This window comes from Pseudomonas sp. xss_4, from assembly GCF_043104125.1.
GTDB lineage: Bacteria > Pseudomonadota > Gammaproteobacteria > Pseudomonadales > Pseudomonadaceae > Aquipseudomonas > Aquipseudomonas parafulva_B.
In genome coordinates this window covers 206,815-229,225 of the sequence record NZ_JBICKJ010000027.1, presented here as the reverse complement: position 1 = coordinate 229,225, position 22,411 = coordinate 206,815, and the positions used below count along the sequence as shown (strand labels likewise).

Annotated in this window: 24 protein-coding genes; 9 read left to right on the top strand and 15 right to left on the bottom strand. The window is 62.4% G+C overall.

Annotated elements, in window-relative coordinates:
* Positions 1–55 precede the first annotated feature (55 nt).
* Complete coding sequence (gene mtgA, locus ACF8GB_RS06010; RefSeq protein ID WP_058602896.1) at positions 56–766, bottom strand: monofunctional biosynthetic peptidoglycan transglycosylase; 711 nt, start codon at positions 764–766, stop codon at positions 56–58.
* Positions 767–829: 63 nt separating this feature from the next.
* On the opposite strand from mtgA, the gene ACF8GB_RS06005 reads away from it, so the two are divergent.
* From ACF8GB_RS06005 to trmB, 4 genes are all read left to right on the top strand, one after another.
* Entirely contained in the window at positions 830–1,201 is a 372-nt protein-coding gene (locus tag ACF8GB_RS06005) for a DUF423 domain-containing protein (protein WP_027913492.1), read from the top strand.
* A 102-nt stretch (positions 1,202–1,303) separates the two neighbouring features.
* Positions 1,304–1,504 carry a sulfur carrier protein ThiS gene (thiS, locus tag ACF8GB_RS06000; protein WP_058603078.1) on the top strand — a complete coding sequence of 67 codons (201 nt, stop codon included), beginning with the start codon at positions 1,304–1,306 and terminating at the stop codon, positions 1,502–1,504.
* Between the two features lie 53 nt (positions 1,505–1,557).
* On the top strand, positions 1,558–2,352 hold the full coding sequence (locus tag ACF8GB_RS05995; RefSeq protein ID WP_023532295.1) for a thiazole synthase: 795 nt from the start codon (positions 1,558–1,560) through the stop codon (positions 2,350–2,352).
* Positions 2,353–2,361: 9 nt separating this feature from the next.
* Positions 2,362–3,084: a tRNA (guanosine(46)-N7)-methyltransferase TrmB gene (gene trmB / locus ACF8GB_RS05990; RefSeq protein WP_058602898.1), complete on the top strand. Its 723-nt coding sequence runs from the start codon at positions 2,362–2,364 to the stop codon at positions 3,082–3,084.
* Positions 3,085–3,270: 186 nt separating this feature from the next.
* Here the strand turns inward: trmB and ACF8GB_RS05985 are convergent, their stop codons facing one another.
* The 9 genes from ACF8GB_RS05985 to ACF8GB_RS05945 form a co-directional block, all read right to left on the bottom strand.
* Positions 3,271–3,597 carry a DUF3392 domain-containing protein gene (locus tag ACF8GB_RS05985; protein WP_023532330.1) on the bottom strand — a complete coding sequence of 109 codons (327 nt, stop codon included), beginning with the start codon at positions 3,595–3,597 and terminating at the stop codon, positions 3,271–3,273.
* A 9-nt stretch (positions 3,598–3,606) separates the two neighbouring features.
* Positions 3,607–4,782 (bottom strand): radical SAM family heme chaperone HemW, encoded by a 1,176-nt coding sequence (gene hemW, locus ACF8GB_RS05980; RefSeq protein ID WP_392526702.1) that lies wholly within the window; start codon positions 4,780–4,782, stop codon positions 3,607–3,609.
* Complete coding sequence (gene rdgB / locus ACF8GB_RS05975; protein ID WP_058602900.1) at positions 4,779–5,375, bottom strand: RdgB/HAM1 family non-canonical purine NTP pyrophosphatase; 597 nt, start codon at positions 5,373–5,375, stop codon at positions 4,779–4,781. Before rdgB ends, hemW begins: the two co-directional genes overlap by 4 nt.
* Positions 5,372–5,806, bottom strand: coding sequence for a DUF4426 domain-containing protein (locus tag ACF8GB_RS05970; RefSeq protein WP_078479279.1), 435 nt, complete (start codon positions 5,804–5,806; stop codon positions 5,372–5,374). Before ACF8GB_RS05970 ends, rdgB begins: the two co-directional genes overlap by 4 nt.
* 18 nt (positions 5,807–5,824) lie before the next feature.
* A complete protein-coding gene (gene metW / locus ACF8GB_RS05965) occupies positions 5,825–6,445 on the bottom strand; it encodes a methionine biosynthesis protein MetW (RefSeq protein WP_058638129.1) in 621 nt (206 codons plus the stop codon).
* Positions 6,446–6,452: 7 nt separating this feature from the next.
* Positions 6,453–7,592: a homoserine O-acetyltransferase gene (locus tag ACF8GB_RS05960; protein ID WP_058602903.1), complete on the bottom strand. Its 1,140-nt coding sequence runs from the start codon at positions 7,590–7,592 to the stop codon at positions 6,453–6,455.
* Between the two features lie 88 nt (positions 7,593–7,680).
* Positions 7,681–8,271, bottom strand: coding sequence for a YggT family protein (locus ACF8GB_RS05955; protein ID WP_058602904.1), 591 nt, complete (start codon positions 8,269–8,271; stop codon positions 7,681–7,683).
* Positions 8,272–8,281: 10 nt separating this feature from the next.
* Positions 8,282–9,100: a pyrroline-5-carboxylate reductase gene (gene proC, locus ACF8GB_RS05950; protein WP_058638127.1), complete on the bottom strand. Its 819-nt coding sequence runs from the start codon at positions 9,098–9,100 to the stop codon at positions 8,282–8,284.
* A gap of 38 nt (positions 9,101–9,138) precedes the next feature.
* The gene (locus tag ACF8GB_RS05945) at positions 9,139–9,825 is read right to left on the bottom strand and encodes a YggS family pyridoxal phosphate-dependent enzyme (RefSeq protein WP_182138586.1); all 687 of its coding nucleotides are present in this window, start codon (positions 9,823–9,825) and stop codon (positions 9,139–9,141) included.
* Between the two features lie 64 nt (positions 9,826–9,889).
* Between ACF8GB_RS05945 and ACF8GB_RS05940 the strand changes: the two genes are divergently transcribed.
* Positions 9,890–10,885, top strand: coding sequence for a type IV pilus twitching motility protein PilT (locus tag ACF8GB_RS05940; RefSeq protein ID WP_196126254.1), 996 nt, complete (start codon positions 9,890–9,892; stop codon positions 10,883–10,885).
* Between the two features lie 74 nt (positions 10,886–10,959).
* Here ACF8GB_RS05940 and ACF8GB_RS05935 read toward each other — a convergent pair whose 3' ends face one another.
* Complete coding sequence (locus ACF8GB_RS05935) at positions 10,960–11,589, bottom strand: C40 family peptidase (protein ID WP_145254059.1); 630 nt, start codon at positions 11,587–11,589, stop codon at positions 10,960–10,962.
* A gap of 166 nt (positions 11,590–11,755) precedes the next feature.
* On the opposite strand from ACF8GB_RS05935, the gene ACF8GB_RS05930 reads away from it, so the two are divergent.
* Positions 11,756–12,175, top strand: coding sequence for a TM2 domain-containing protein (locus ACF8GB_RS05930; RefSeq protein ID WP_023532338.1), 420 nt, complete (start codon positions 11,756–11,758; stop codon positions 12,173–12,175).
* Positions 12,176–12,232: 57 nt separating this feature from the next.
* Here ACF8GB_RS05930 and ACF8GB_RS05925 read toward each other — a convergent pair whose 3' ends face one another.
* The 3 genes from ACF8GB_RS05925 to ACF8GB_RS05915 form a co-directional block, all read right to left on the bottom strand.
* Positions 12,233–12,931: an SPOR domain-containing protein gene (locus ACF8GB_RS05925; RefSeq protein WP_023532748.1), complete on the bottom strand. Its 699-nt coding sequence runs from the start codon at positions 12,929–12,931 to the stop codon at positions 12,233–12,235.
* Position 12,932: 1 nt separating this feature from the next.
* Positions 12,933–14,669 (bottom strand): arginine--tRNA ligase, encoded by a 1,737-nt coding sequence (argS, locus tag ACF8GB_RS05920; RefSeq protein ID WP_392526701.1) that lies wholly within the window; start codon positions 14,667–14,669, stop codon positions 12,933–12,935.
* A gap of 190 nt (positions 14,670–14,859) precedes the next feature.
* A complete protein-coding gene (locus ACF8GB_RS05915; protein ID WP_058638123.1) occupies positions 14,860–17,079 on the bottom strand; it encodes a primosomal protein N' in 2,220 nt (739 codons plus the stop codon).
* Positions 17,080–17,245: 166 nt separating this feature from the next.
* Between ACF8GB_RS05915 and rpmE the strand changes: the two genes are divergently transcribed.
* From rpmE to ACF8GB_RS05900, 3 genes are all read left to right on the top strand, one after another.
* Complete coding sequence (gene rpmE / locus ACF8GB_RS05910) at positions 17,246–17,464, top strand: 50S ribosomal protein L31 (protein WP_023532368.1); 219 nt, start codon at positions 17,246–17,248, stop codon at positions 17,462–17,464.
* On the top strand, positions 17,464–18,285 hold the full coding sequence (locus tag ACF8GB_RS05905; RefSeq protein ID WP_182138591.1) for a thermonuclease family protein: 822 nt from the start codon (positions 17,464–17,466) through the stop codon (positions 18,283–18,285). Before rpmE ends, ACF8GB_RS05905 begins: the two co-directional genes overlap by 1 nt.
* Positions 18,286–18,462: 177 nt before the next feature.
* A complete protein-coding gene (locus tag ACF8GB_RS05900) occupies positions 18,463–19,731 on the top strand; it encodes a malic enzyme-like NAD(P)-binding protein (protein WP_058638201.1) in 1,269 nt (422 codons plus the stop codon).
* A 209-nt stretch (positions 19,732–19,940) separates the two neighbouring features.
* Here ACF8GB_RS05900 and ACF8GB_RS05895 read toward each other — a convergent pair whose 3' ends face one another.
* A complete protein-coding gene (locus tag ACF8GB_RS05895; RefSeq protein ID WP_196126251.1) occupies positions 19,941–22,391 on the bottom strand; it encodes a penicillin-binding protein 1A in 2,451 nt (816 codons plus the stop codon).
* Positions 22,392–22,411 lie beyond the last annotated feature (20 nt).

Sequence of the window (22,411 nt, the reverse complement as noted above, 5' to 3'; positions counted from 1 at the left end):
TGCCCCGCAAAGGAACAGCGGCTTTTTCATGTCTGCCCTGTACGCGGTGCCAGGCTCAGGGCCTGCGTGATGTGTCCAATTGCATCAAGTAGCTTGGCCCACCCAGCTGGCTCATCTGGCGGCGAATCCAGCCAGCACGGCTGGCCACGTAGGTGCTTGGCTTCCCAGCATTCCACTTGAGAGGGCTGGGCAGCACCGCGGCCAGTTGCGCGGCTTGTTGCCGGCTGAGTTGACTGGCCTCCACACCAAAGTGATGGCGAGCGGCTGCCTGGGCGCCGAACACACCCTGGCCCCACTCGGCACTGTTCAGGTAGACCTCAAGAATGCGCTGCTTGGTCCAGAACAGCTCGATCAAGCCGGTGAACCATGCTTCCAGCCCCTTGCGCAGCCAGCTGCGCCCCGGCCACAGGAACAGATTCTTGGCCACCTGTTGGGTCAGGGTGCTGGCTCCGCGCACGCTACCGCCACGCTCGTTGAAAGCCAGGGCTGCCTGGATGGCGGGTATGTCGAACCCCCAATGGCTGGCGAACTTCTGGTCTTCGCCAGCGATGACCGCCACCTTGAGGTCATCGGAGATATGGTCCCAACCCACCCATTCGCGCTGCAGATCAATCGGTTCGCCGCTCACCCACGATTGCACCTTGCGCTCGAGCATCAACGCCGTCCCGGGCGGGGGCACCCAGCGAAACACCAGAACCAGCACGATACTGACGGCAGCAAACCAGAGCAGGGCGCGCAGAAGACGTCGGAGAAGGTTTCGCAGCATAGGGTGGCTTGGCCGGACGTTTGGGAAGGGCCATTATACAGACCCGATTCGAGGAGTCGTCCCATGCTTCGCAGCTTCCTGATGCTTGCCGCTTTTTTCGGCTTTACCGGCGTGGCCCTGGGCGCCTTTGCAGCCCACGGCCTGAAAAATCGACTCAGCGCTGACTACCTGGCTATCTTCCACACCGGTGTCACCTACCAACTGGTTCACGCGCTGGCGCTGTTTGGCGTGGCATTGCTGGCGGTCCATCTGCCTGGCCGGCTGGTGGGTTGGGCTGGTTATCTGTTCGTGCTGGGTATCGTGCTGTTCTCCGGCAGCCTGTACCTGCTGACGCTGACCGGCATCAGCAAGCTGGGCATGATCACGCCCATCGGTGGCCTGTGCTTCCTGGCAGGGTGGCTTTGCCTTGGGCTCGCCGCGTGGCGACTGGGCTGACTGCCCAGTCCACATTAACGACTAATGGCGTGCGGTGGCCTTGGGTTGCGCGGCCTTTCGGCGCTAGAATGCGGGCCCCAAAGAACAATGGTGGCCGTGAGCATGCGTATCCAACTGAACGGTGAACCCTACGAATTGCCTGCTGGCGAAAGCGTCGCCGGGCTACTGGCACGCCTTGAGCTGGCTGGCCGCCGCGTGGCGGTGGAGCTGAATCAGGACATCGTGCCGCGCAGTCAGCATGTCACCACCGCGCTGAGCGATGGCGACCAGGTCGAAGTGGTGCACGCGATTGGCGGCGGCTGACCGCTGTCGGCAACCCAACGGCAGGCCCCGCAACCTTTTCCCGAGGAACAACGATGAGCAACGTTCGCAGCGACAAGCCCTTCACCCTGGCCGGGCGTACCTTCCAGTCGCGCCTGCTGGTAGGCACCGGCAAGTACCGTGACATGGAGCAAACCCGCCAGGCCATCGAGGCCTCTGGTGCCGAGATCGTGACTGTCGCGGTGCGCCGCACGAACATTGGTCAGAACCCGGGCGAGCCGAACCTGCTGGACGTACTGCCACCGGACCGCTACACCATTCTGCCCAATACTGCCGGCTGCTATGACGCCGTCGAAGCGGTGCGTACCTGCCGCCTGGCCCGGGAGCTGCTCGATGGGCATAACCTGGTCAAGCTGGAAGTGCTGGCCGACCAGAAAACCCTGTTCCCCAACGTAATCGAAACCCTCAAGGCCGCCGAGGTGCTCGTCAAGGATGGCTTCGACGTGATGGTCTACACCAGCGACGACCCGATCATCGCCCGCCAACTGGCCGAAGCCGGCTGTATCGCCGTCATGCCCCTGGCTGGCCTGATCGGTACAGGGCTTGGCATCTGCAACCCCTACAACCTGCAGATCATCCTCGAAGAATCCAAAGTACCGGTGCTGGTGGATGCTGGCGTAGGCACTGCCTCCGACGCCACCATCGCCATGGAAATGGGCTGCGAGGCGGTGCTGATGAACTCGGCCATCGCCCATGCCCAGCAACCGGTATTGATGGCCGAGGCCATGAAGCACGCCATCGTGGCGGGTCGCATGGCGTACCTGGCCGGTCGCATGCCCAAGAAACTCTATGCCAGCGCCTCTTCGCCGCTGGATGGTCTGATCAAGTAAGAGCCCCTGATGACTGATTCGCAAGATCTGCCGAACGCCGCCGACGGCGACGCCCGCCCACACCGCCGCATCAAGAGCTTCGTGATGCGTGCCGGGCGCATGACCGAAGGCCAGCAGCGCGGCCTGGACCAGGGTGGGCCGCTGTACATCCTGCCGCTGGCGGACAGCCCGGTCGACTACGACCAGGTCTTCGGCCGCTCGGCACCGCGCACGCTGGAAATCGGCTTCGGCATGGGTCATTCCCTTCTGGAAATGGCCGCCGCTGCGCCTGAGCAGGACTTCATCGGTGTCGAGGTCCATCGCCCAGGCGTAGGGGCGCTGCTCAATGGCGTGCTCACCCAAGGGCTGACCAACTTGCGGGTATACGATTGCGATGCCATCGAGGTATTGAACCGTTGCGTGGCCGACGACAGCCTTGACCGCCTGATGCTGTTCTTCCCTGACCCTTGGCACAAGGCGCGCCACCACAAGCGCCGCATCGTCCAGCTGGCGTTCGCCGAGTTGGTACGGCGCAAGCTCAAGCCCGGCGGCGTGTTTCACATGGCCACGGATTGGGAACCCTATGCCGAGTACATGCTGGAAGTGATGAATGCAGCCCCTGGCTATCGCAATCAAGCAGCGGACGGTACCTACGTGCCGCGCCCGACCGAGCGGCCGATCACCAAGTTCGAACGCCGCGGCGAGCGCTTGGGCCATGGTGTCTGGGACCTGAAATTCGAAAAGACCGCGTGACCCGCTAAGCCTGACGCTGTGCGGATGGACAAAAAGCTGCCTTGCAAGCGCTAGTATTTGGGGCCACGGCGCGGCCCCAGCGATCTTGATGAACAGCATCATTCTGCAAGGTCGGTTTTTGAGTGCCGACAACCACGGGGGCTAACGCCAGGGCGTTACGTAAAAGGCGGCCGGACTGCTACAGCTTCAGCCGCGACGGTCCGCCACCACGCCGATCAGCGCCAGGACCACCAGCAGCACAGGCGCCAACGCGTAGTTGTTGAACTGGCTCAGCCCCTTCAAAACCCAGGGTGTGGCGTAGATCAAGGCCGCGCCGCTGCCGATCATCACCAGCAATGCCATCAGCGGCACCCGCAGGGCCCCTGTCAGCCCGCCCAGGCGCTGCTCGGCCCAGGCCTTGATGTCCGTCCCGAACAGCACCAGCAGACAGCCTACCAACGCCAGAGAAATCTCCGACAAGTTGCTGCGGCTCCAGCGGGAAATCGTCGCGAGCAGGTCGAGTACCAGATCCATGGGTCATCCTTAGGTCAAGAAATACTGCAGCAAGTCATTGAGGAACAGTTGGCCCCTGGGCGTTGCCACCAGTCGATCCGGTTCGACCTGCAAAAGCCCCCTTTGTTCTGCCAGGCGACGGGCTTGGGCGAGCCGTGCGAGCGGCAACCCGGTGCGGTCGGTGAACAGCTGCGCTTCCACACCCTGGGTCAGGCGCAGCGCGTTCATCAGGAACTCGAAGGGCAGCTCGTCCTCGGGCAACTGTTTTTCGCCGGCCTTGAACGGTTTGGCCAGGTTCAGGTAGTCCTTGGGCAGCCGGGTTTTCCAGGTGCGTATGATACGGCCGTCCGCATAGGTGAGCTTGCCATGGGCCCCGGCACCAATGCCGATGAAGTCTCCGAAGCGCCAGTAGTTGAGGTTGTGGCGGGCAGCGCGCTCGGGCTGAGCGTAGGCAGACACCTCGTACTGGCCGAACCCATTGGCCGCCATCAGGCCCTGGCCGGCTTCCTGGATGTCCCAGAGGATATCGTCCTCGGGCAGCTCGGGCGGCTGGTTCCAGAATACGGTGTTGGGCTCTACCGTCAGTTGATACCAGGACAGGTGCGTGGGCCCGAGCTCGATTGCCTGACGCAGATCGCCCAGGGCGTCGTCCATCGATTGGTCGGGCAAGCCATGCATCAGGTCCATGTTGAAGTTGTCGAAGCCTGCGGCCCTTGCCATGCCAGCAGCGCGGATCGCCTCCTCGCCGTTGTGGATGCGGCCCAGCGCTTGCAGCTTGGCGGGTTGGAAACTCTGCACGCCAATGGACAGGCGGTTGATGCCGGTCTGGCGATAGGCCTTGAACTTGTCCTGTTCGAACGTTCCCGGGTTGGCTTCCAGGGTGATCTCAATGTCCGAAGCGAATGGGATGCGTTGCTCGACGCCGCGCAGCAACCGGCTTAGGGCATCGGCACTGAACAGGCTTGGTGTGCCACCACCGAAGAAGATCGAGGTGATGACGCGGCCCTGGACTGCGGCCAGTTCCTGGTCCAGGTCGGTCAGCAGCGCCGCAACGTAGGCCGCTTCGGGCAGCTCAGGCCCCGCGGCATGGGAGTTGAAGTCGCAGTAGGGGCATTTGCGCACGCACCACGGAATATGGATGTACAACGCCAACGGCGGCAGCTGGCTGATGCCCGGTGCCTGGATGAGCGACGACGTCAGGGTCATGCCAGGCCCAGACGTTGACGCAGCAGCGCCATGGCGCGGGCACGGTGGCTGATCTGGTTCTTGTCAGCCGGGGTCAGGTCGGCGCTTGAGCAATCACGTTCTGGCACCCAGAACAGTGGGTCGTAGCCAAACCCGTGTTCGCCGCTTGCCTTGAGCAGGATGCGACCATGCCACAGGCCTTCGCACAGGATTGGCAACGGATCATCGGCATGACGCACCAGCGCCAATACACAGACGAACTGCGCACCGCGCTCGGCCTCGGGTACGTGCTTCAGCGCGTCGAGCAACTTGGCGTTGTTGGCGGCATCGCCTTGGCCGTCGGCATAACGCGCTGAGTAGATGCCAGGTGCACCTCCCAGGTAATCCACGGCCAGACCGGAATCGTCCGCCAAGGCGGGCAGCCCGGAAATGCGCGCGGCATTGCGGGCTTTCAAGATGGCGTTCTCGACGAACGAGAGGCCGGTTTCTTCCGGCTCGACCTGGCTGAATTCGCCAATCGATCGCAATTGCACGGATTGACCGAGCATCGCCTGCAGTTCCTTGAGTTTGCCGGCGTTATGGCTGGCCAATACGAGTTGCTGGAAATTCATCATTCGCCTGGGAAAACGTCCTGGTTGAAGCTGAAGGAGTGACTGACACCACCGGCTTGGACACCTAGCTCGAAGACGACGGTCTCAGGGTGTTCGATCTTGAATTGGGCGACGTAAGACGCGGTGCCGTGGTCGGTGACCTGCTTGAAGGCCAGGGGCTGCTTGCGCCCGGTCAGGTCCTTGACCGCGCCGCTGACCACGGCCGTGATAGGTTTGCCGGCTCTGAGTACGGTGAGGCTGAGCACGCCCTGGTGACGGCTGCGGACCAGGCCTGTGGCCGCTGCGACCTGCGGGGTGAGCATGCTTGAGGTAAACGCGCCGTAGTGCACCGTGATATCGCCAAATACCTCTTTGCGAGCAGCGCGTGCAGTATCGGCTGCCAGTGCTGGCATTGCCAGACACAGGCTGATCAAAAGCAGGGCAAGGCGACGCATGGTGCAGATTCTCCTGGGTCAGACCGCGAGTTGATGTGCCTGCGGGCCGGGGCTGCTGACGCGGTAGATACCGATTTCGCCCAGAAGGTTAGGCCACAGCCGGCCGCCCAGACCGTTGCGGTGCATATGATCCACCGCCAGCCGGTCCAGCACCTTGGCCTTGCGCTCGTGGACCAGCTCTTCGAAGTCGGCGAAGGTGCAGAAGTGGATGTTAGGGGTGTTGTACCAGGTGTACGGCATGAAGTCCGAGACGGGCATGCGGCCTTTGGTCGCCAGGTACCACCGGCAGCGCCAGTGACCGAAGTTGGGGAAGGTGATGATGCACTGGCGACCGACGCGCAGCATTTCGTCCAGGATGCGGTCGGGGTACTCCACCGCCTGCAAGGCCTGGGTCATGATCACCACATCGAAACTGTCGCTGGCGAAATTGCCCAGGCCTTTGTCCAGGTCCTGCTCGATGACGTTCACGCCCTTGGCCACGCAGGCGGCGATATTGTCCCCGTCGATTTCGAGGCCGTAGCCGGTGACCTGCTTGCGGTCGCGCAGCGAAGCCAGCAGCTCGCCGGTACCACAGCCCAGGTCCAGTACCCGGCTGCCGGCGGGAATCCAGTCGTGGATGATTTCCAGATCGGCTCTCATGCTGTCCTCAGAGGGTAATGCGGTTCATGTAGTTCGAGAAACCCTGCATGTAGCGAGGCGTGGGAATCAGGAAGGCATCGTGGCCGTAGGGCGAGTCGATTTCCAGGTAGCAGACGTTCTTGCGCGCCGCCATCAGGGCATCGACGATTTCCCGCGAGCGGGCCGGCGAGAAGCGCCAGTCGGTAGTGAACGACATGATGCAGTAGTTGGCCTTGACATGGGCCAGGGTCGCGGCCAGATCGCCATTGTGCGCCGCCGCCGGGTCGAAGTAGTCCAGTGCTTTGGTCATCAGCAGGTACGTGTTGGCATCAAAGCGCCCGGAGAATTCTTCGCCCTGGTAGCGCAGGTAGCTTTCAACCTGAAATTCCACACTGTGGAAGTCGTAGTTGAGCTTGTCACTCTTGAGCTCGCGACCGAATTTCTCACCCATCGAGTCATCCGACAGGTAGGTGATATGCCCGACCATGCGTGCCAGCATCAAGCCCCGCTTGGGAATCACGCCCTGATCCTGGAACGAGCCGCCATGGAACTCGGGGTCGGTGAGAATGGCCTGGCGCGCCACCTCGTTGAACGCGATGTTCTGCGCGGACAGCTTGGGCGCCGAGGCGATATCGATACAGTGGCGCACGCGCTCGGGATAGCTGATGGTCCATTGCAGCGCTTGCATGCCGCCCAGGCTGCCACCCACCACGGCGGCCCACTGCGCGATGCCCAGGCGCTCTGCCAGGCGGACCTGGCTGTGAACCCAGTCTTCGACGGTCAGGATTGGGAAGTCGGCGCCATAGGCCTTGCCAGTGGCCGGGTTGATGCTGCTTGGCCCGGTGCTGCCATTGCAGCCGCCCAGGTTGTTCAGGCTGACCACGAAGAAGCGGTTGGTGTCGATGGGCTTGCCTGGGCCGATGCAGCTGTCCCACCAACCCGGCTTGCGGTCAGTGGCAGCGTGGTAGCCCGCGGCATGGTGGTGCCCAGACAGGGCATGGCAGATCAGTACTGCATTGCTCGCGCTGGCGTTCAGCGTGCCATAGGTTTCGTAGACCAGCTCGTAGCTGCTCAGCGAACGGCCGCAGGCCAGAGCCAGCGGCTCGTCGAACCGGGCGGTCTGGGGTACGACCAGACCGACGGAATCTTCTGGAAAGACAGTGGACATCGACCCTGCTCACGCTTGACGGAGGCGTAAGTCTAAAGAGCACCACCCCCAGCGGCAAGCGCAGGCTTGTCGCCAGGGTGCTGCCGGGTCAGATCATCCGCCACAGCTCCTGCGGCATGCCAGCGTAGGCAGCCAGTGGTGGCATGACGAACGACTGGATGACCTGAATGGCCAGGAACGCGAAGATCGGCGAAATATCCATGCCCCCCAGGTTTGGCACGATACGGCGGAACGGCGCCAGCACCGGCTCGCTGATCTGATACGCAAGCTCGGCCGCCGGGTTGTGACTGTTCGGCGCTACCCAGGAAACGATCACCATGACGATCATTGCCACCCAGAAGATTTTCAGGAACAGCGAGGTGATGCCGATAATGGCCCATAACAGCAGGTGCAGCACATCACCGAAGGTGCCGTAGGTCACCATCAGCACGAACCCCATCAGCAGGGCTTGGATGAGCACGGCCAGCAGTAGCGATGAAGTATCCAGCCCGGCGATGCTGGGTACGATCCGGCGGATCGGCTTGAGCAGCGGCTGGGTCGCGCGTACCGTGAACTGGCTGAGCGGGTTGTAGAAGTTGGCCTTGACCAGTTGCAGCACAAAGCGCAACAGGACGATCACCAAGTACAGGCTGACCAGTGTTTGCACCACGAAAATCGCGGCGCCGGACAGTGCATTCATTTGAAACTCCTTATTTGCCCAGTTGCTCGGCCAGCTCAGCAGAGCGTGTGGCTGCAGCGTGCAGCGCCTGCTCCACGATGGCCTCGAAACCACTGGCCTGGAACGATTTGATAGCGGCTTCGGTGGTGCCGGCAGGTGATGTCACGCGGCGGCGCAATTCGGCGGCGTCCACATCGCTGGCAACCGCCATGCGGGCGGCGCCCAACGCCGTGTGCAAGGTCAGCTCGGTGGCGGTCTCCCGAGGCAGGCCGAGCTTCTCGCCCGCCGCAGTCATGGCCTCGATCAGCAGGAAGAAATACGCAGGGCCGCTACCGGAGACGGCGGTCACTGCATCCAGTTGCTGCTCCTGTTCGAGCCAGAGCGCCGTCCCTACCGCCGACAACAGTTGCTCGGCCTGCTGGCGTTGCTCGGCCGTGACTTCGGCTGTGGCGTACAGGCCACTGACGCCCTGGCGCAGCAGCGACGGCGTGTTGGGCATGCAGCGCACTATCGGGTGGCTGCCCACCCAGCTCTGCAGGCTGGCGCAGGTGATGCCCGCAGCGATGGACACGATCAGCTGGCCTTCCTTCAGGTCATCGCGCAAGGCCTGGCACACGGTCTTCATCACCTGCGGCTTGACCGCCAGCACGATCACATCGGCGCCTTCGATGGCCTGTGCATTGTGCTCGAAGGTTTCGATGCCCTGTTCGGCCTGGAGGCGAGTACGGGTTTCGGCACCGGGGTCGCTGGCGCGAATGTGCGTCGCCTCCACGCCCTGGGCACGCAGACCACCGATCAGGCTTGCGGCCATGTTGCCGGCGCCGATAAAGGCAATACGTGTCTTGCTCATGTCAGGTCCTTGTTAGGAAAAGTGAGTTAAGCATGTCATCAAGCGTTGCCGTAGTCGCGGGCACCAAACAAGGCGGTGCCGATACGGACCCAGGTCGCGCCTTGAGCAATTGCCGCTTCCAGGTCATGGCTCATGCCCATGGACAGGGTGTCCAGGCCCAGCCCGAGCGCGTCCTGTAACTGGCGCAGCTGGGCGAACGCTGCTTCCTGGGCGTTACGATCATCGGTAGGTTCGGGGATTGCCATCAGCCCACGCAAACGCAGGTTGGGTAGGGCAGCCACGGCCTCCACCAGTGCGGGCAGTTGCGCGGGTGCGCAACCGGCCTTGCTGGCCTCACCGCTGACGTTCACCTGAAGGCAGATGTTGAGCGGCGCCAGGCCAACTGGGCGCTGTTCTGAAAGGCGTTGGGCGATTTTCAGGCGGTCCACGGAATGCACCCAGTCGAAATGCTCGGCAATGGCCTTGGTCTTGTTCGACTGAATAGGGCCAATGAAGTGCCAGGTCAGAGGCAGGTCGATGAGTTGCTGTTGTTTAGTCAGCGCCTCTTGTAGGTAGTTTTCCCCGAAATCCTGCACGCCTGCGGCGTGGAGTTCGCGTATGGCGGCGGCCGGCTTGGTTTTGCTGACGGCCAGCAACCGGACGTCGGCGGGATTACGCCCGGCAGCCTGGGCACCCCGGTTGATGCGGTCGCGAATCGAGGAAAGGTTGTCTGCTAGGGTGGACATAGATCGAGGCCGGCAGCTGAAGTTTCGCCGCATTTTACCTGGTTGAAGGCAGATGGGGAGTCTCATGGATGTGACAGACCTGCTGGCGCTTGCCTTGAAGGCAGGTGCCAGCGACCTGCACCTGGCTGCAGGCCAGGCGCCGACGGTGCGCGTGCATGGCGTGCTGCAACGCCTGCCCGTGCCGATGGCAACGCCGGATGGATTGATGCGAAGCATGGAAACGTTGCTCGACGCCGACCCGTATCGACAGTGGGTCGCCGGTCACGACCTGGACCTGGCACTGGAGCTGCCCGCACTTGGGCGGTTTCGCGTGAACCTGTTCAGGCAGATGAACGGCCCTGCGCTCACGTTCCGCTTGATCCCCGCGCGGCTCGCCTGCGCCGAAGCGCTTGGCCTGGGCGAGATTGCCCAAACCATTGGCCAATACCGTGACGGTCTGGTGCTCATAGGTGGGCCGACGGGCAGTGGCAAGACGAGCACGTTGGCAGCCCTGCTCGATCAGATGAGCCGCGAGCGCGCGCTGCACATCGTCACCCTCGAGGATCCGATCGAGGTCGTCCATGCCAGCCATCAGGGCGTGGTCAACCAGCGTGAGGTCGGCCGAGATTGCTGCAGCTTTGCCCAAGGCCTGCGCAGTGCGTTGCGTCAGGACCCCGACGTGATCGTGCTGGGCGAGTTGAGAGACCTGGAAACCATTCGTCTTGCACTGCGTGCCGCCGAAACGGGTCATCTGGTACTGGCAACCGTTCATACACGCTCAGCGGTGAACAGCATCGACCGGGTAGTAGAGGTATTCCCTGCGCAGGAAAAGGCATGGGTGCGCGCGATGCTGGCAGACTCGCTGCGAGTGGTAGTGGCGCAAGTGCTGGTTGGCCGCCGGGGCGGTGGGAGGGTCGCGGCGCGAGAAGTGCTGGTGGTGACGGATGCTGTCCGCAATCTGATCCGCGAAGGGCGCATGGCCCAGCTCCATTCGGCGATGCAGACCGGCGCGGCAGAGGGTATGCAAACCTTGGACGGGGCCATGAGGCAACTTCGAGCGCGCGGGCTGCTCGCCGAGTGATGCAACCAGGGCCGCTACCCACCACCTAGGGTTGGCAGCGGAGCGGCCCTCCACGGGGTTGCTATGAGGCAGGGTTAACGCTTGGCCAGGCTAAGCTGTTGCTTTTCCTTGGGCAGTACGCGTTTGGCGACCACGTAGTGTTTCTGCCAATAGGGCTTGCTCAAGTTATCGATGCTCACCCGCTTGCCGCGACGCGGCGCATGAATGAAGCGGTCATTGCCCAGGTAGATGGCAACATGGTTGACGCGGCGGCTCTTGATGTTGAAGAAGATCAGGTCGCCCGGCTTGAGATCGCCCTTGGCAACCTTGATGCCGTGACCGCTGGCCATGGCGCTGGAAGTGCGAGGCAGGTTGACCTCAGCCACGTCGTTGAAGGCGTAGCGAACCAGGCCGCTGCAATCGAACCCTTTTTTCGGGCTGGTACCGCCCCAAACATAAGGGGTGCCGAGCATGTTCACGGCACGATCGAGCACGGCGCTGCTTTGCTTGCTCGAAGCAGCCGCCACCGTCTTGCCACGCGACTTACTGGCAGCGTTGCCAGGGCGGGCGTGCAGGGTGGTCTGCTTGATGGGCGTGCGCTTTACCGAGGCGTTGGTGGTGTAACCGGTAAAGCCGTTGGGAAGACGTTGCTCACGGTTGGTGGCGTGGGCGGCCAGGGGCAATAGTAGGCAGAGGGTCAGCCATGTCTTGATCAAAGGCGGCATAGATGAAGCTCTTATGAATAGTTGTGTGTTGGGCGCGCAACTTTATAACAGCTTTTTGATCAAATTTTGATCCGCTGGTCGATTCTTGCTTACCATCCGTCGGCCTTGGCGGAAAAAGTCACAACTTTTTTTAGAAAATTTAATCAGCAACCCACGAGGGCCATGCATGAACACTTATCAACAGGGCGCGCCCTTCCACGACACCCACAGCAAGGTGATCGGCTACTTGCTGTGGATTTTCGGCTTTACCGGCTCGCACCGTTTCTATTACGGCAAGCCCATCACCGGGACGATCTGGTTCTTCACCTTCGGGCTGCTGGGCATTGGCTGGCTCATCGACCTGTTCCTGATCCCGGCCATGGACCGCGAAGCCGACCTGCGTTTCCACTCTGGCCGAATCGACTACAACATCGCCTGGATACTGCTGACGTTCCTGGGCATCTTCGGCCTGCACCGCCTTTATCAAGGCAAGTGGATCACCGCCATCATCTACTTCTGCACGGGCGGGTTGTTCCTGGTGGGCGTTCTGTATGACTTCTGGACGTTGAACGGGCAGGTGTCCGAGCGCAATGCCGGCCAGCGCTGACCGTTAGAAACGCTGGCGCGGCCTGGCCAGGCCGCGCCAGCCTGTGGGCACTGACTGCTATTGGCGGGTCTGACGCTGTTGCAGCAGCAGGTTACTGAAGCCCGCGCCGGCCAATTGCTTCTGGGCGACGGTCAACTGCTCGCGGTTGCTGAACGGCCCGACCAGCACCCGGTACCAGGTTTCGTCCTTCACCGTGCCGGACTCCACTTTCACGCTCTGCCCCAGCAGTATGATCTGCGCGCGCACCTTGTCGGCATCGGCCTGCTTGCGGAACGAGCCTGCCTGGAGGAAGAACTGCGTGGTTGCCGCCGGCTTGATCACCGGAGGGGCAGGCGGTGGTGTCTGGCCCAACAATGCAGCTTGGGCGCGTGCGGTGTCGATCTTGGCGGCCTCTGCCGGGGTCACTGGGGTGACCGGCTGGGCTGGCACAGGTGGCGTCTTCTCGGGCACTGCCTCAGGCGGCACGATGACTTCCGACTCCGGCAGCAAGGTGTAGAAGTCGTACTTGGGCTTTACCGGCTGTTGCGGGGTGGCCTGGGTCGACTTCCCGGCTTCGACCGTCTTTTCGGTTTTCTGCTGTTCGGGCTTGGTGCGTTTGATATCGCCGCCACCGGGTTCGAGCTTCATCAGAAACACGATGAACGCACCGATGGTCAGGCCGACTGCCAGCCATACCCAGCCGGGCATGGGCTGCTTGGCGGGCGCCGTCTGACGACTGGCGCCACGTTTGGGGGCAGGTTTCTTCTTGGCAGCCACCTTACATGCGCTCCAGAGTTTCCAGGCCGAGCAGTTGCAGACCTTGCTTGAGGGTGCGCCCGGTCAGCGCTGCCAGACGTAGGCGGCTTTGTTGCTGCTCGGGCGTCTCGGCAGCCAGGATCGGGCAATTTTCGTAGAAGCTGGAGAACAGGCCTGCCAGGTCGTACAGGTAGCTGCACAAGACGTGAGGCGTGCCCTTGTCGGCTACGTTGTTGAGAATTTCCCCGAACTGGGCCAGGCGCGCGGCCAGGTCCTGCTCGTGAGGCGCTTGCAGCACGATAGTGCCTTCGACTTCGTCAAAGCCCTTGCCCAGCTTGCGGAACACCCCGGCCACACGGGTGTAGGCGTACAGCAGGTAGGGGGCCGTATTGCCTTCGAAGTTGAGCATCAACTCGAAGTTGAAGCTGTAGTCGCTGGTACGGTGCTTGGACAGGTCGGCATATTTCACCGCACCGATACCCACCACCTCACCGATGCGACGCAGGTCGTCTTCGGGCAGGCCTGGATTTTTTTCCTTCACCAGCGCATACGCACGGTCCTTGGCTTCGTTGAGCAGGTCGATCAACTTGACCGTGCCGCCGTCACGGGTCTTGAACGGGCGGCCGTCGGCGCCGTTCATGGTGCCAAAGCCCATGTGCTCCATCTGCATCGGGTGCCCGAGGAAGCCGGCGCGGCGAGCGACTTCGAATACCTGGTTGAAGTGCAGCGCCTGGCGTTGGTCGACGAAATAGAGGGCGCGATCTGCCTTGAGCACATTGCTGCGGTAGCGCACCGCGGCAAGGTCAGTGGTCGCGTACAGGTAGCCACCATCGGCCTTCTGCACGATCACGGGCAGCGGTTCGCCTTCGCTGTTCTTGAACTCCTCCAGGAACACGCACTGGGCACCTTGGTCTTCGACCAACAGGCCCTTGGCCTTGAGTTCGGCGACGACATTGGCCAGGTCATCGTTGTAGGCGCTTTCGCCCATGACGTCGGCCATGGTCAGCTTGACGTTGAGCAGTTCGTAGGTCTTCTGGCAGTGCGACAGCGAGATGTCCTTGAACCGTGTCCACAGGGCCAGGCAGTCAGGGTCACCCGCCTGCAGCTTGACCACCAACCCGCGCGCGCGCGTGGCGAAGGCTTCGGATTCGTCGAAGCGCTTCTTGGCCGCACGGTAGAAGTTTTCCAGGTCGGAGAGTTCGTCGCTGGTGATGGGGTTTTCTTCGAGGTATGCCAGCAGCATGCCGAACTGGGTGCCCCAGTCGCCTACGTGGTTCTGGCGGATCACCTGGTCACCCAGGAACTCGAGTACCCGCGCCACGCTGTCGCCGATGATGGTCGAGCGCAGGTGACCAACGTGCATTTCCTTGGCGAGGTTCGGCGCCGACAGGTCGACCACCACCTTCTGCGCAGGGCCAGCCTTGCGCGCGCCAAGCCGAGGATCGTCAAGCGCTGCGTCCAGGCGGGCGGCCAATGCAGCGGTGTTTTGGAAGAAGTTCAGAAAGCCCGGACCTGCGATCTCGACCTTGCTGATGTCGGCGCTGGCCGGCAGGGCCTGGCTCAGTTTTTCGGCCAGGTCACGCGGCTTCATGCCGGCCGGCTTGGCCAGCATCATGGCAATGTTGCTGGCGAAATCGCCGTGGGTCTTGTCCCTGGCGTTTTCCACCTGGATCGCCGGCGACAGCCCGTCAGGCAACACACCGTCGTTGACGAGTTGGGTGAGGGCTTGCTGGATCAGCTGGCGAATGGTGTCTTTCATAGGAATCTCTTTTCGACCGCAAGCGCGGCGGGCGCCTGGATGCGCTGGTGGAAAAACTGGGCATTATCCGTGGCTGGGCGCGCGTTGCCAACCTTTGGCAGGCACGTGCCCAGCCACGAGGCAACTCGAAAGCCTTCGCTGGGTCCTGATGCAGCCTCGCCGCGCGCGGCGTGGCGCTTTAAACATGCCTTCAGTAAAGATCCACCGGGTCGACGTCCACCGACCAGCGTACCTGGCGCCCGCTTGGCAGTTGCTCCAGCACCAGTAGCCAGGCGCTGATGAGGCGGTGCAGAGGGGCGCGGGTACTGGCCTGCAGCAACAGTTGTGCGCGAAAGCGCCCCGCTCGGCGCTCCATGGGCGCCGGTACCGGGCCAAGCAGTTCGATGCCGGGCAGGCGCTGCTGCGCCATCAGGCGCTCGGCCGCTGTGCAGGCTTCATCCAGAAACGCCTCGGCCTGCCCTGGCTTGTGCGCTTCGGCGCGTAATAAGGCCAAGTGCGAAAAGGGCGGCAAACCGGCGGCGCGGCGTTCGTCGAGCGCCTGTTTGGCGAAGGCAAAATAGCCCTGCTCGGTCAGTTGAACCAGCAAAGGGTGGTCAGCCAAGTGCGTCTGGATGATGACCTTGCCGGGCTCTTCCGCCCGTCCTGCACGGCCAGCGACCTGTACGATCAATTGGGCCATGCGTTCACTGGCGCGGAAGTCCCCGGAAAACAGACCGCCATCGGCATCGAGAATGGCAACCAGCGTTACCCGGGGGAAGTGATGCCCTTTGGCGAGCATCTGCGTGCCGACCAACAGGCTTGGCTGGCCGCGTTGAATGGTTGTGAACAGTTGGTGCATCGCGTCCTTGCGCGAGGTGCTGTCGCGGTCCACGCGCAGCACGGGATAATCCGGGAACAACACCTTCAGGCGCTCTTCGGCGCGCTCGGTGCCGGCCCCGACAGGGCGCAGGTCCACGTGCTTGCATTGTGGGCAGTGATGCGGCAACCGCTCGTCGTAGCCGCAGTGGTGGCAGCGCAGCACGCCGGAGCGCTGGTGAACCGTCATGCGCGCATCGCACCGCGGGCATTCGGACAGCCAGCCGCAGTCGTGGCATAGCAGGGTAGGCGCGAAGCCACGGCGATTGAGGAACACCAGTACCTGTTGTCCCGCCTCTAGGGTCTGGCCAATGGCCTGCTGCAGGGGGCCGCTGATGCCGCTGTCCAGCGGCAGGCTTTTCACGTCCAGGCGCAACATGCGTGGTGCACGCGCACCGCCTGCGCGCTGGGTCATGTGCAGCAGGCGGTAGCGGCCGCTCACGGCGTTGTGCAGGGTTTCCAGGGAGGGCGTGGCCGAGCCAAGCACGATCGGCACGTTCTCCTGATGCGCGCGCACCAGCGCCAGATCCCTGGCGTGGTAGCGCAGGCCCTCCTGCTGCTTATAAGAGCCGTCGTGTTCCTCGTCGATGATGATCAGGCCCGGGTTCTTCATGGGCGTGAACAAGGCCGAGCGTGTGCCGATGATGATGTCTGCCTCGCCGTCACGCGCCGCCAGCCAGGCATCGAGGCGCTCACGGTCGCTGACGTTCGAGTGCACGAGGGCAATGCGGGCGTTGAAGCGCTGCTCGAAACGCGCCAGTGTCTGCGGCCCCAGGTTGATCTCCGGGATCAATACCAGGGCTTGCTTGCCTGCTTCGAGCGTTTCACGAATCAGTTGCAGGTAAACCTCGGTCTTGCCGCTTCCTGTGACGCCCGCCAGCAGAAAAGCGCCGAACTGCCCGAAACCGCCGAGCACGGCATCGAAGGCATCACGCTGTTCTTCGTTCAGGGGCAATTCCGACTGCGCCAGCCAATGCTCACGCCGTTCGGCCGGGCGCTGACGGCGTATTTCTACGCACACCAGCTCTTTGGCCAACAGCAGGTCAAGGCTGTCCTTGTTGAGGTTGAGCTTCGACAGCACGCTGTGGGCCACCCCATGCGGGTGCTGAGCCAGGGTCTTGAGCGCATCGCGTTGGCGAGGTGCACGCGCGATGCGCGGGTCTTCAAGGCGAGCGCCCGGCGCTGCGTGCCAGAAACGTTCCTGGCGCATCTCGGCAGGTTCACCCTGACGCAGCAGGGTAGGAAGCGCCCAGCTCAAGGTGTCACCCAAGCTGTGCTGGTAGTACTGGGCGGTCCACAGGCACAGCTTGAACAGCGAGGCTGGAATGGGCGATACCGGGTCGAGCAGGGCGCTTGCTGGCTTGAGTTTGTCAGCCGGCACCTCGCTTTCGGCACACACTTCTACCAGGACACCGATCATCTCGCGCCGCCCGAACGGCACGCGCAGGCGCATGCCAGGCATCCATGTCTGGTTCGCCATGCCGACCGGCGCCTTGTAGTCGAACAGGCGGCGCAGCGGGGAGGGCAGGGCAAGGCGCAGGATGACGTCGGGCACGCTAAAGGTCTCGGGGGGCGTTTCAGAACTGGCGAGCCTAGCAGACGACGGTCGGTACAAGCGACAACTTGCGCTGGCGCCATGCTCTGGTATTATTTGCCGCCTAATTACGTGCGGTATTCAACAATTGGTGTTGGGTGGCGGCACGCAGCTCGAGGAAGTGACCATGAAAGCTGATATCCATCCGAACTACGAAGCAGTTGCTGTCACCTGCAGCTGCGGCAACAAATTCGAAACCCGTTCGACCCTGGGCGATACCCTGTCGATCGACGTATGCAACCTGTGCCACCCTTTCTACACCGGTAAGCAGAAAGTCCTGGACACCGGCGGCCGCGTACAGAAGTTCGCCGATCGCTTCGGCATGTTCGGTGCCAAGAAAGGCTGATGTGCGTGGCGAACCCTTCGGGTTTCGCAGCGTTGCAGAGAAAAGCGCCCCTTGTGGGCGCTTTTTTTATGCTCGTTTGCTGGGCATCCCAGGCGCTGGCTTTCTGCCCGCCCCCGGCACGTGCGCAATGGGTCGCCGTACGGCATGTGGTCGATGGCGACACCGTGCGCTTGGTCGATGGCCGCAGTGTGCGTCTGATCGGGATCAATGCCCCCGAAATCGGCCGCAAGGGGCAAGCGGATGAGCCTTTTGCCCAGGCTGCCCGAAAACGCTTGCAAGCATTGATCAAGGCCAGTGACGGGCGCGTTGGCTTGGTACGCGGTAAGGAAGCCAAAGACCGGTACGGTCGCACGCTGGCCCACCTGTACAGCCGTGAGGGGCGTAACTTTGAGGCGCAGCTGCTCAGCGAAGGCCTTGCATACCGCATCGCCTTCGCACCCAATACTGAGCTCAGCCGCTGCCAGCAAAGTGCCGAGTCAGTTGCGCGTCAGGCGGCTGTCGGTGTGTGGAAGCGCTCACCGGTGGTGCCCGCCCATGCAGTGCGCAAGCCAGGTTTTGCGCTGGTGTCAGGCCGCGTCACCGCCATCGAACGGAGCCGCGCGGGCATTCGAGTGACCCTCGACAGCGCCGTGACGCTTCATATACCCGCTCGTCTGCGCCGTGCATTCCCCACAGGTTTCTTCGATAACCTCAAGGGGCAAAAGGTCGAGGCCAGGGGTTGGATTCGCAGTGCATCACGTAAGGCTTCCTACACGTCGGGTCAGCGACGCTGGCAGCTGACCCTCACAGACGTCAGCATGCTCGACCGTGTGCAGAGATAAAAGATGTAGACATTTCTACAGCAGATTGTACACACTGAAGCCTGCATGCCCCGTGGGTTGTAGCATAAAGTCTTAGGCTAGAGGCCTTGACACGAGTGACCGGCCAGTCTTGTGACGGCTGGACTCTTTGCGTATCCTCGGCGGTCCGTCAGAACAGCCAATAGCGGAATGCCCAACATGTCAGACCTGAAAACCGCCGCTCTCGAATATCACGCTCACCCTCGTCCAGGGAAACTGAGCGTCGAGCTCTCCAAGCCCACCGCCACCGCCCGTGACCTCGCCTTGGCTTACAGCCCAGGTGTGGCAGAGCCTGTGCGCGAGATCGGTCGTGATCCGGAGCTGGCCTACAAGTACACCGGCAAAGGCAACCTGGTTGCCGTGATTTCCGATGGTACTGCCATTCTCGGTCTTGGCGATCTGGGTCCGCTGGCGTCCAAGCCTGTCATGGAAGGCAAGGGTGTTCTGTTCAAGCGTTTCGCCGGTATCGACGTGTTCGACATCGAAGTCGAGTCCGAGAGCCCGCAGGCGTTCATCGATACCGTACGCCGCATTTCGATCACCTTCGGTGGCATCAACCTTGAAGACATCAAGGCGCCAGAGTGCTTCGAGATCGAACGCACCCTGATCGAGCAGTGCGACATTCCGGTCTTCCACGATGACCAGCACGGCACCGCCATCGTTACGGCCGCCGGCATGATCAACGCCTTGGAAATCGCCGGCAAGACCCTCGAAGACGCCAAGATCGTCTGCCTGGGCGCTGGTGCAGCGGCCATTTCCTGCATGAAGCTGCTGGTCAGCATGGGTGCCAAGGTCGAGAACATCTTCATGATCGACCGCAGCGGCGTTATCCACGCTGGCCGTGACGACCTGAACCAGTACAAGGCGCAGTTCGCGCACGCGACCGACAAACGTACCCTGGCCGATGCCCTCGAGGGTGCTGACGTGTTCGTGGGCCTGTCCGGTCCGAACCTGTTGAGCGCTGAAGGCCTGAAGTCGATGGCCGCCAACCCGATCGTGTTCGCCTGCTCAAACCCCGATCCCGAGATCGCCCCTGAGTTGGCCCATGCCACGCGCGACGACGTGATCATGGCCACTGGTCGTTCCGACTATCCGAACCAGGTCAACAACGTACTGGGCTTCCCGTTCATCTTCCGCGGCGCGCTGGACGTTCGAGCCAAGCGTATTAACGAAGAAATGAAGATCGCCGCTGCCATCGCCCTGAAAGACCTGGCCAAGCAGCCGGTTCCCAAGGAAGTGTGCGAAGCCTACGGTGTGGAAGGCCTGGAATTCGGCCGTGAGTACATCATTCCCAAGCCGCTGGATGCACGCCTGATCACTGTCGTCTCCGACGCCGTGGCCAAGGCTGCCATCGAGTCGGGCGTCGCTACGCTGCCGTATCCGAAGCATTACCCGCTCAAGAACGTTGACGACGTGTTCAACGGCTGATCGTTGTTCTGCACTGACTAACCCGGCTGTCATGGCCTGATGCTGTTTACGTAGGGCCGCGAAGCGGCCCCAACGATATCAAGACAGCATCAAGCCATGACTGCCGGTTTTTTTCATGGCTGGACAAACGAAGGGTTCGCGGAAAATCGCCGGCATCGCGCCGTAATGCCAGGGCCGCGTTGCAGCCCTGTCAGGGTGCCGGTTGGATATCAGAAGAGATCCATGGGCGTTGTTTCATCGGCTGGAAGCGGGCTACCCGGTGCAGTCCCGTTACCCAGTTCATCCACCGAGGGTGGAGAGTCCTCCGCCTTGAACAGCTCGAAATAGGCATTGGGCGTACTTGCCGAGGCAGCACGGCCACTGACCGGATCGACCCGCAGGCTCAGGATGCCTTCAGGCTGCGCAGGCGGGTGCTCCGGCCGGCCTTGCAAGGCAGGGCCCATGAAGCCCATCCAGATCGGCAGTGCGGCAGTGCCACCGTATTCCCGACGACCCAGGGTTTCGGGCTGATCGAAACCAACCCATACCGTGGTCACGTAGTCGGCGTTGTAGCCAGAGAACCAGGCATCCTTGGATTCGTTGGTGGTACCGGTCTTGCCTGCCAGGTCGGTGCGTCCCAGTGCCAGCGCTCGGCGGCCCGTACCGCGTTTGATGACGTCCTGCAGCATGCTGGTGAGGATGTAGGTGGTACGGCCGTCGATAATGCGCTCGGCCACTGCCGGGGCTTGGGGTGCGGGTGTCTGATCGAACGAGCCGGCGGGCTCACCAGGAACCTGCCCAGTGCTGATGGGCTGCTCGGGAGCGGCCAGCCCGGCGTTGTCTTCCGAACCCTGGGGAACGCGTGGCGGGTTGGCCGTGAACAGCGTCTCGCCATTGCGGCTCTCGATACGGTCGATGAGGTAGGGCGAGATTTTATAGCCGCCATTGGCGAACGTACTCCAGCCGGTGGCGATTTCCATCGGCGTCAGGGTGGCGGTACCCAGTGCCAGCGATAGGTTACGGGGCAGGTCCTGCTTGTTGAAACCGAACTTGGCGATGTAGTCGATGGTGCGGTCGATGCCCATGGCCTGCAGCAGCCGGATCGAAACCAGGTTACGTGACTTGTACAGGGCTTCGCGCATGCGAATCGGGCCGAGGAACGTATTGGTGTCGTTCTTGGGGCGCCAGACCTTGTCCACCGACTCGTCGACGAACACGATCGGCGCGTCGTTGACCAGGCTGGAAGCGGTGTAGCCGCTGTCGAGCGCTGCGCTGTAGATGAAGGGCTTGAAACTCGAACCAGGCTGGCGCTTGGCCTGCATGGCACGGTTATAGTTGCTCTGCTCGAACGAGAAGCCGCCGACCAGTGCACGGATGGCGCCGCTGGTCGGGTCCAGGGTGACGAGTGCGCTCTGTGCACTAGGCACCTGGCTGAATTTCAATGACCCGTCATCCAGGCGTTGCAGGCGCACCAGGTCGCCCACTTGGGCAACGTCTGCCGGCGACTGAGGCGCACGGCCCTGGGCATTGGTGTTGATGAACGGACGTGCCCACTTCATGGTGTCCCAGGCCACGGTCTGTTCCTTGCCGTTGCGGGTCAGCACCTGAAGGCCGGTCTTCTCGACGTGGGTAACGATGGCCGGTTCCAGTCCACCCAGTGTGCGCTGCCTGGCCAGTTCGTGGGTCCAGGCCGCCACGGTGCGCCCAGGGAATCGGGCCTCGGGGCCGCGGTAGCCATGGCGCTGATCGTAGTCGGTCAACCCCTTGAGCACCGCCTTGTTGGCGATTTCCTGGGTGTCGCTCGGCACGGTGGTGGTCACGCGCAAGCCTTCGGTGTAGGCGTCGCTGCCGTAGCGGCCGACCATCTCGGCGCGGGCCATTTCGGCGACGAAGGGCGCATTCACCTCCGGCGTGGGCACGTGATAGCGGGCGTTCAGCGGTTCGGCCAGGGCGGCCTGGTAGCTTGCCTCGTCGATCTTGCCGAGCTTGTACATGCGGCCCAGGATCCAGTCACGGCGCTCCTTGGCGCGGACCGGGTTGGCCAGCGGGTTGAAGCGTGACGGCGCCTTGGGCAGGCCCGCGATCATCGCCATCTGCGCCAGGCTCACGTCACGGATCGACTTGCCGTAGTAAACCTGGGCGGCGGCATCGATGCCGTACGCGCGGTTGCCCAGGTAGATCTTGTTCACGTACAGCTCGAGAATTTCGTCCTTGGTCAGCTCGCGCTCGATCTGCAGTGCCAGCAGAATCTCGTTGGTCTTGCGCGAGAAACTGCGTTCGCTGGTCAGGAAGAAGTTCTTCGCCACCTGCATGGTGATAGTGCTGCCACCGGTCTGGATATGGCCGGTCTTGACCAGCTGTGTGGCCGCGCGCATCAGGCTGCTGGGGTCGACGCCATAGTGGTTGAGGAAATTGTCGTCCTCGGCGGACAGAAGTGCCTGAATGAACTGTGGCGGAATCTCCGAGAAGCGGATCGGGGAACGGCGCATTTCGCCAAATTCGGCGATCAGCTTACCGTCGCTGCTGAACACCTTGAGGGGGATCTGCAACTGGATGCTTCTGAGCGAATCGACCGAAGGCAGGTTGGGGCTAAGATACAGAAACGCACCGCTCACACCGAGTACGAGCGCGCAGATGGCTGCGACGGAAGACCACCAGAAGAACTTAAGCAGACGTATCAAGGCTTTTCGGTGTCCAGGTT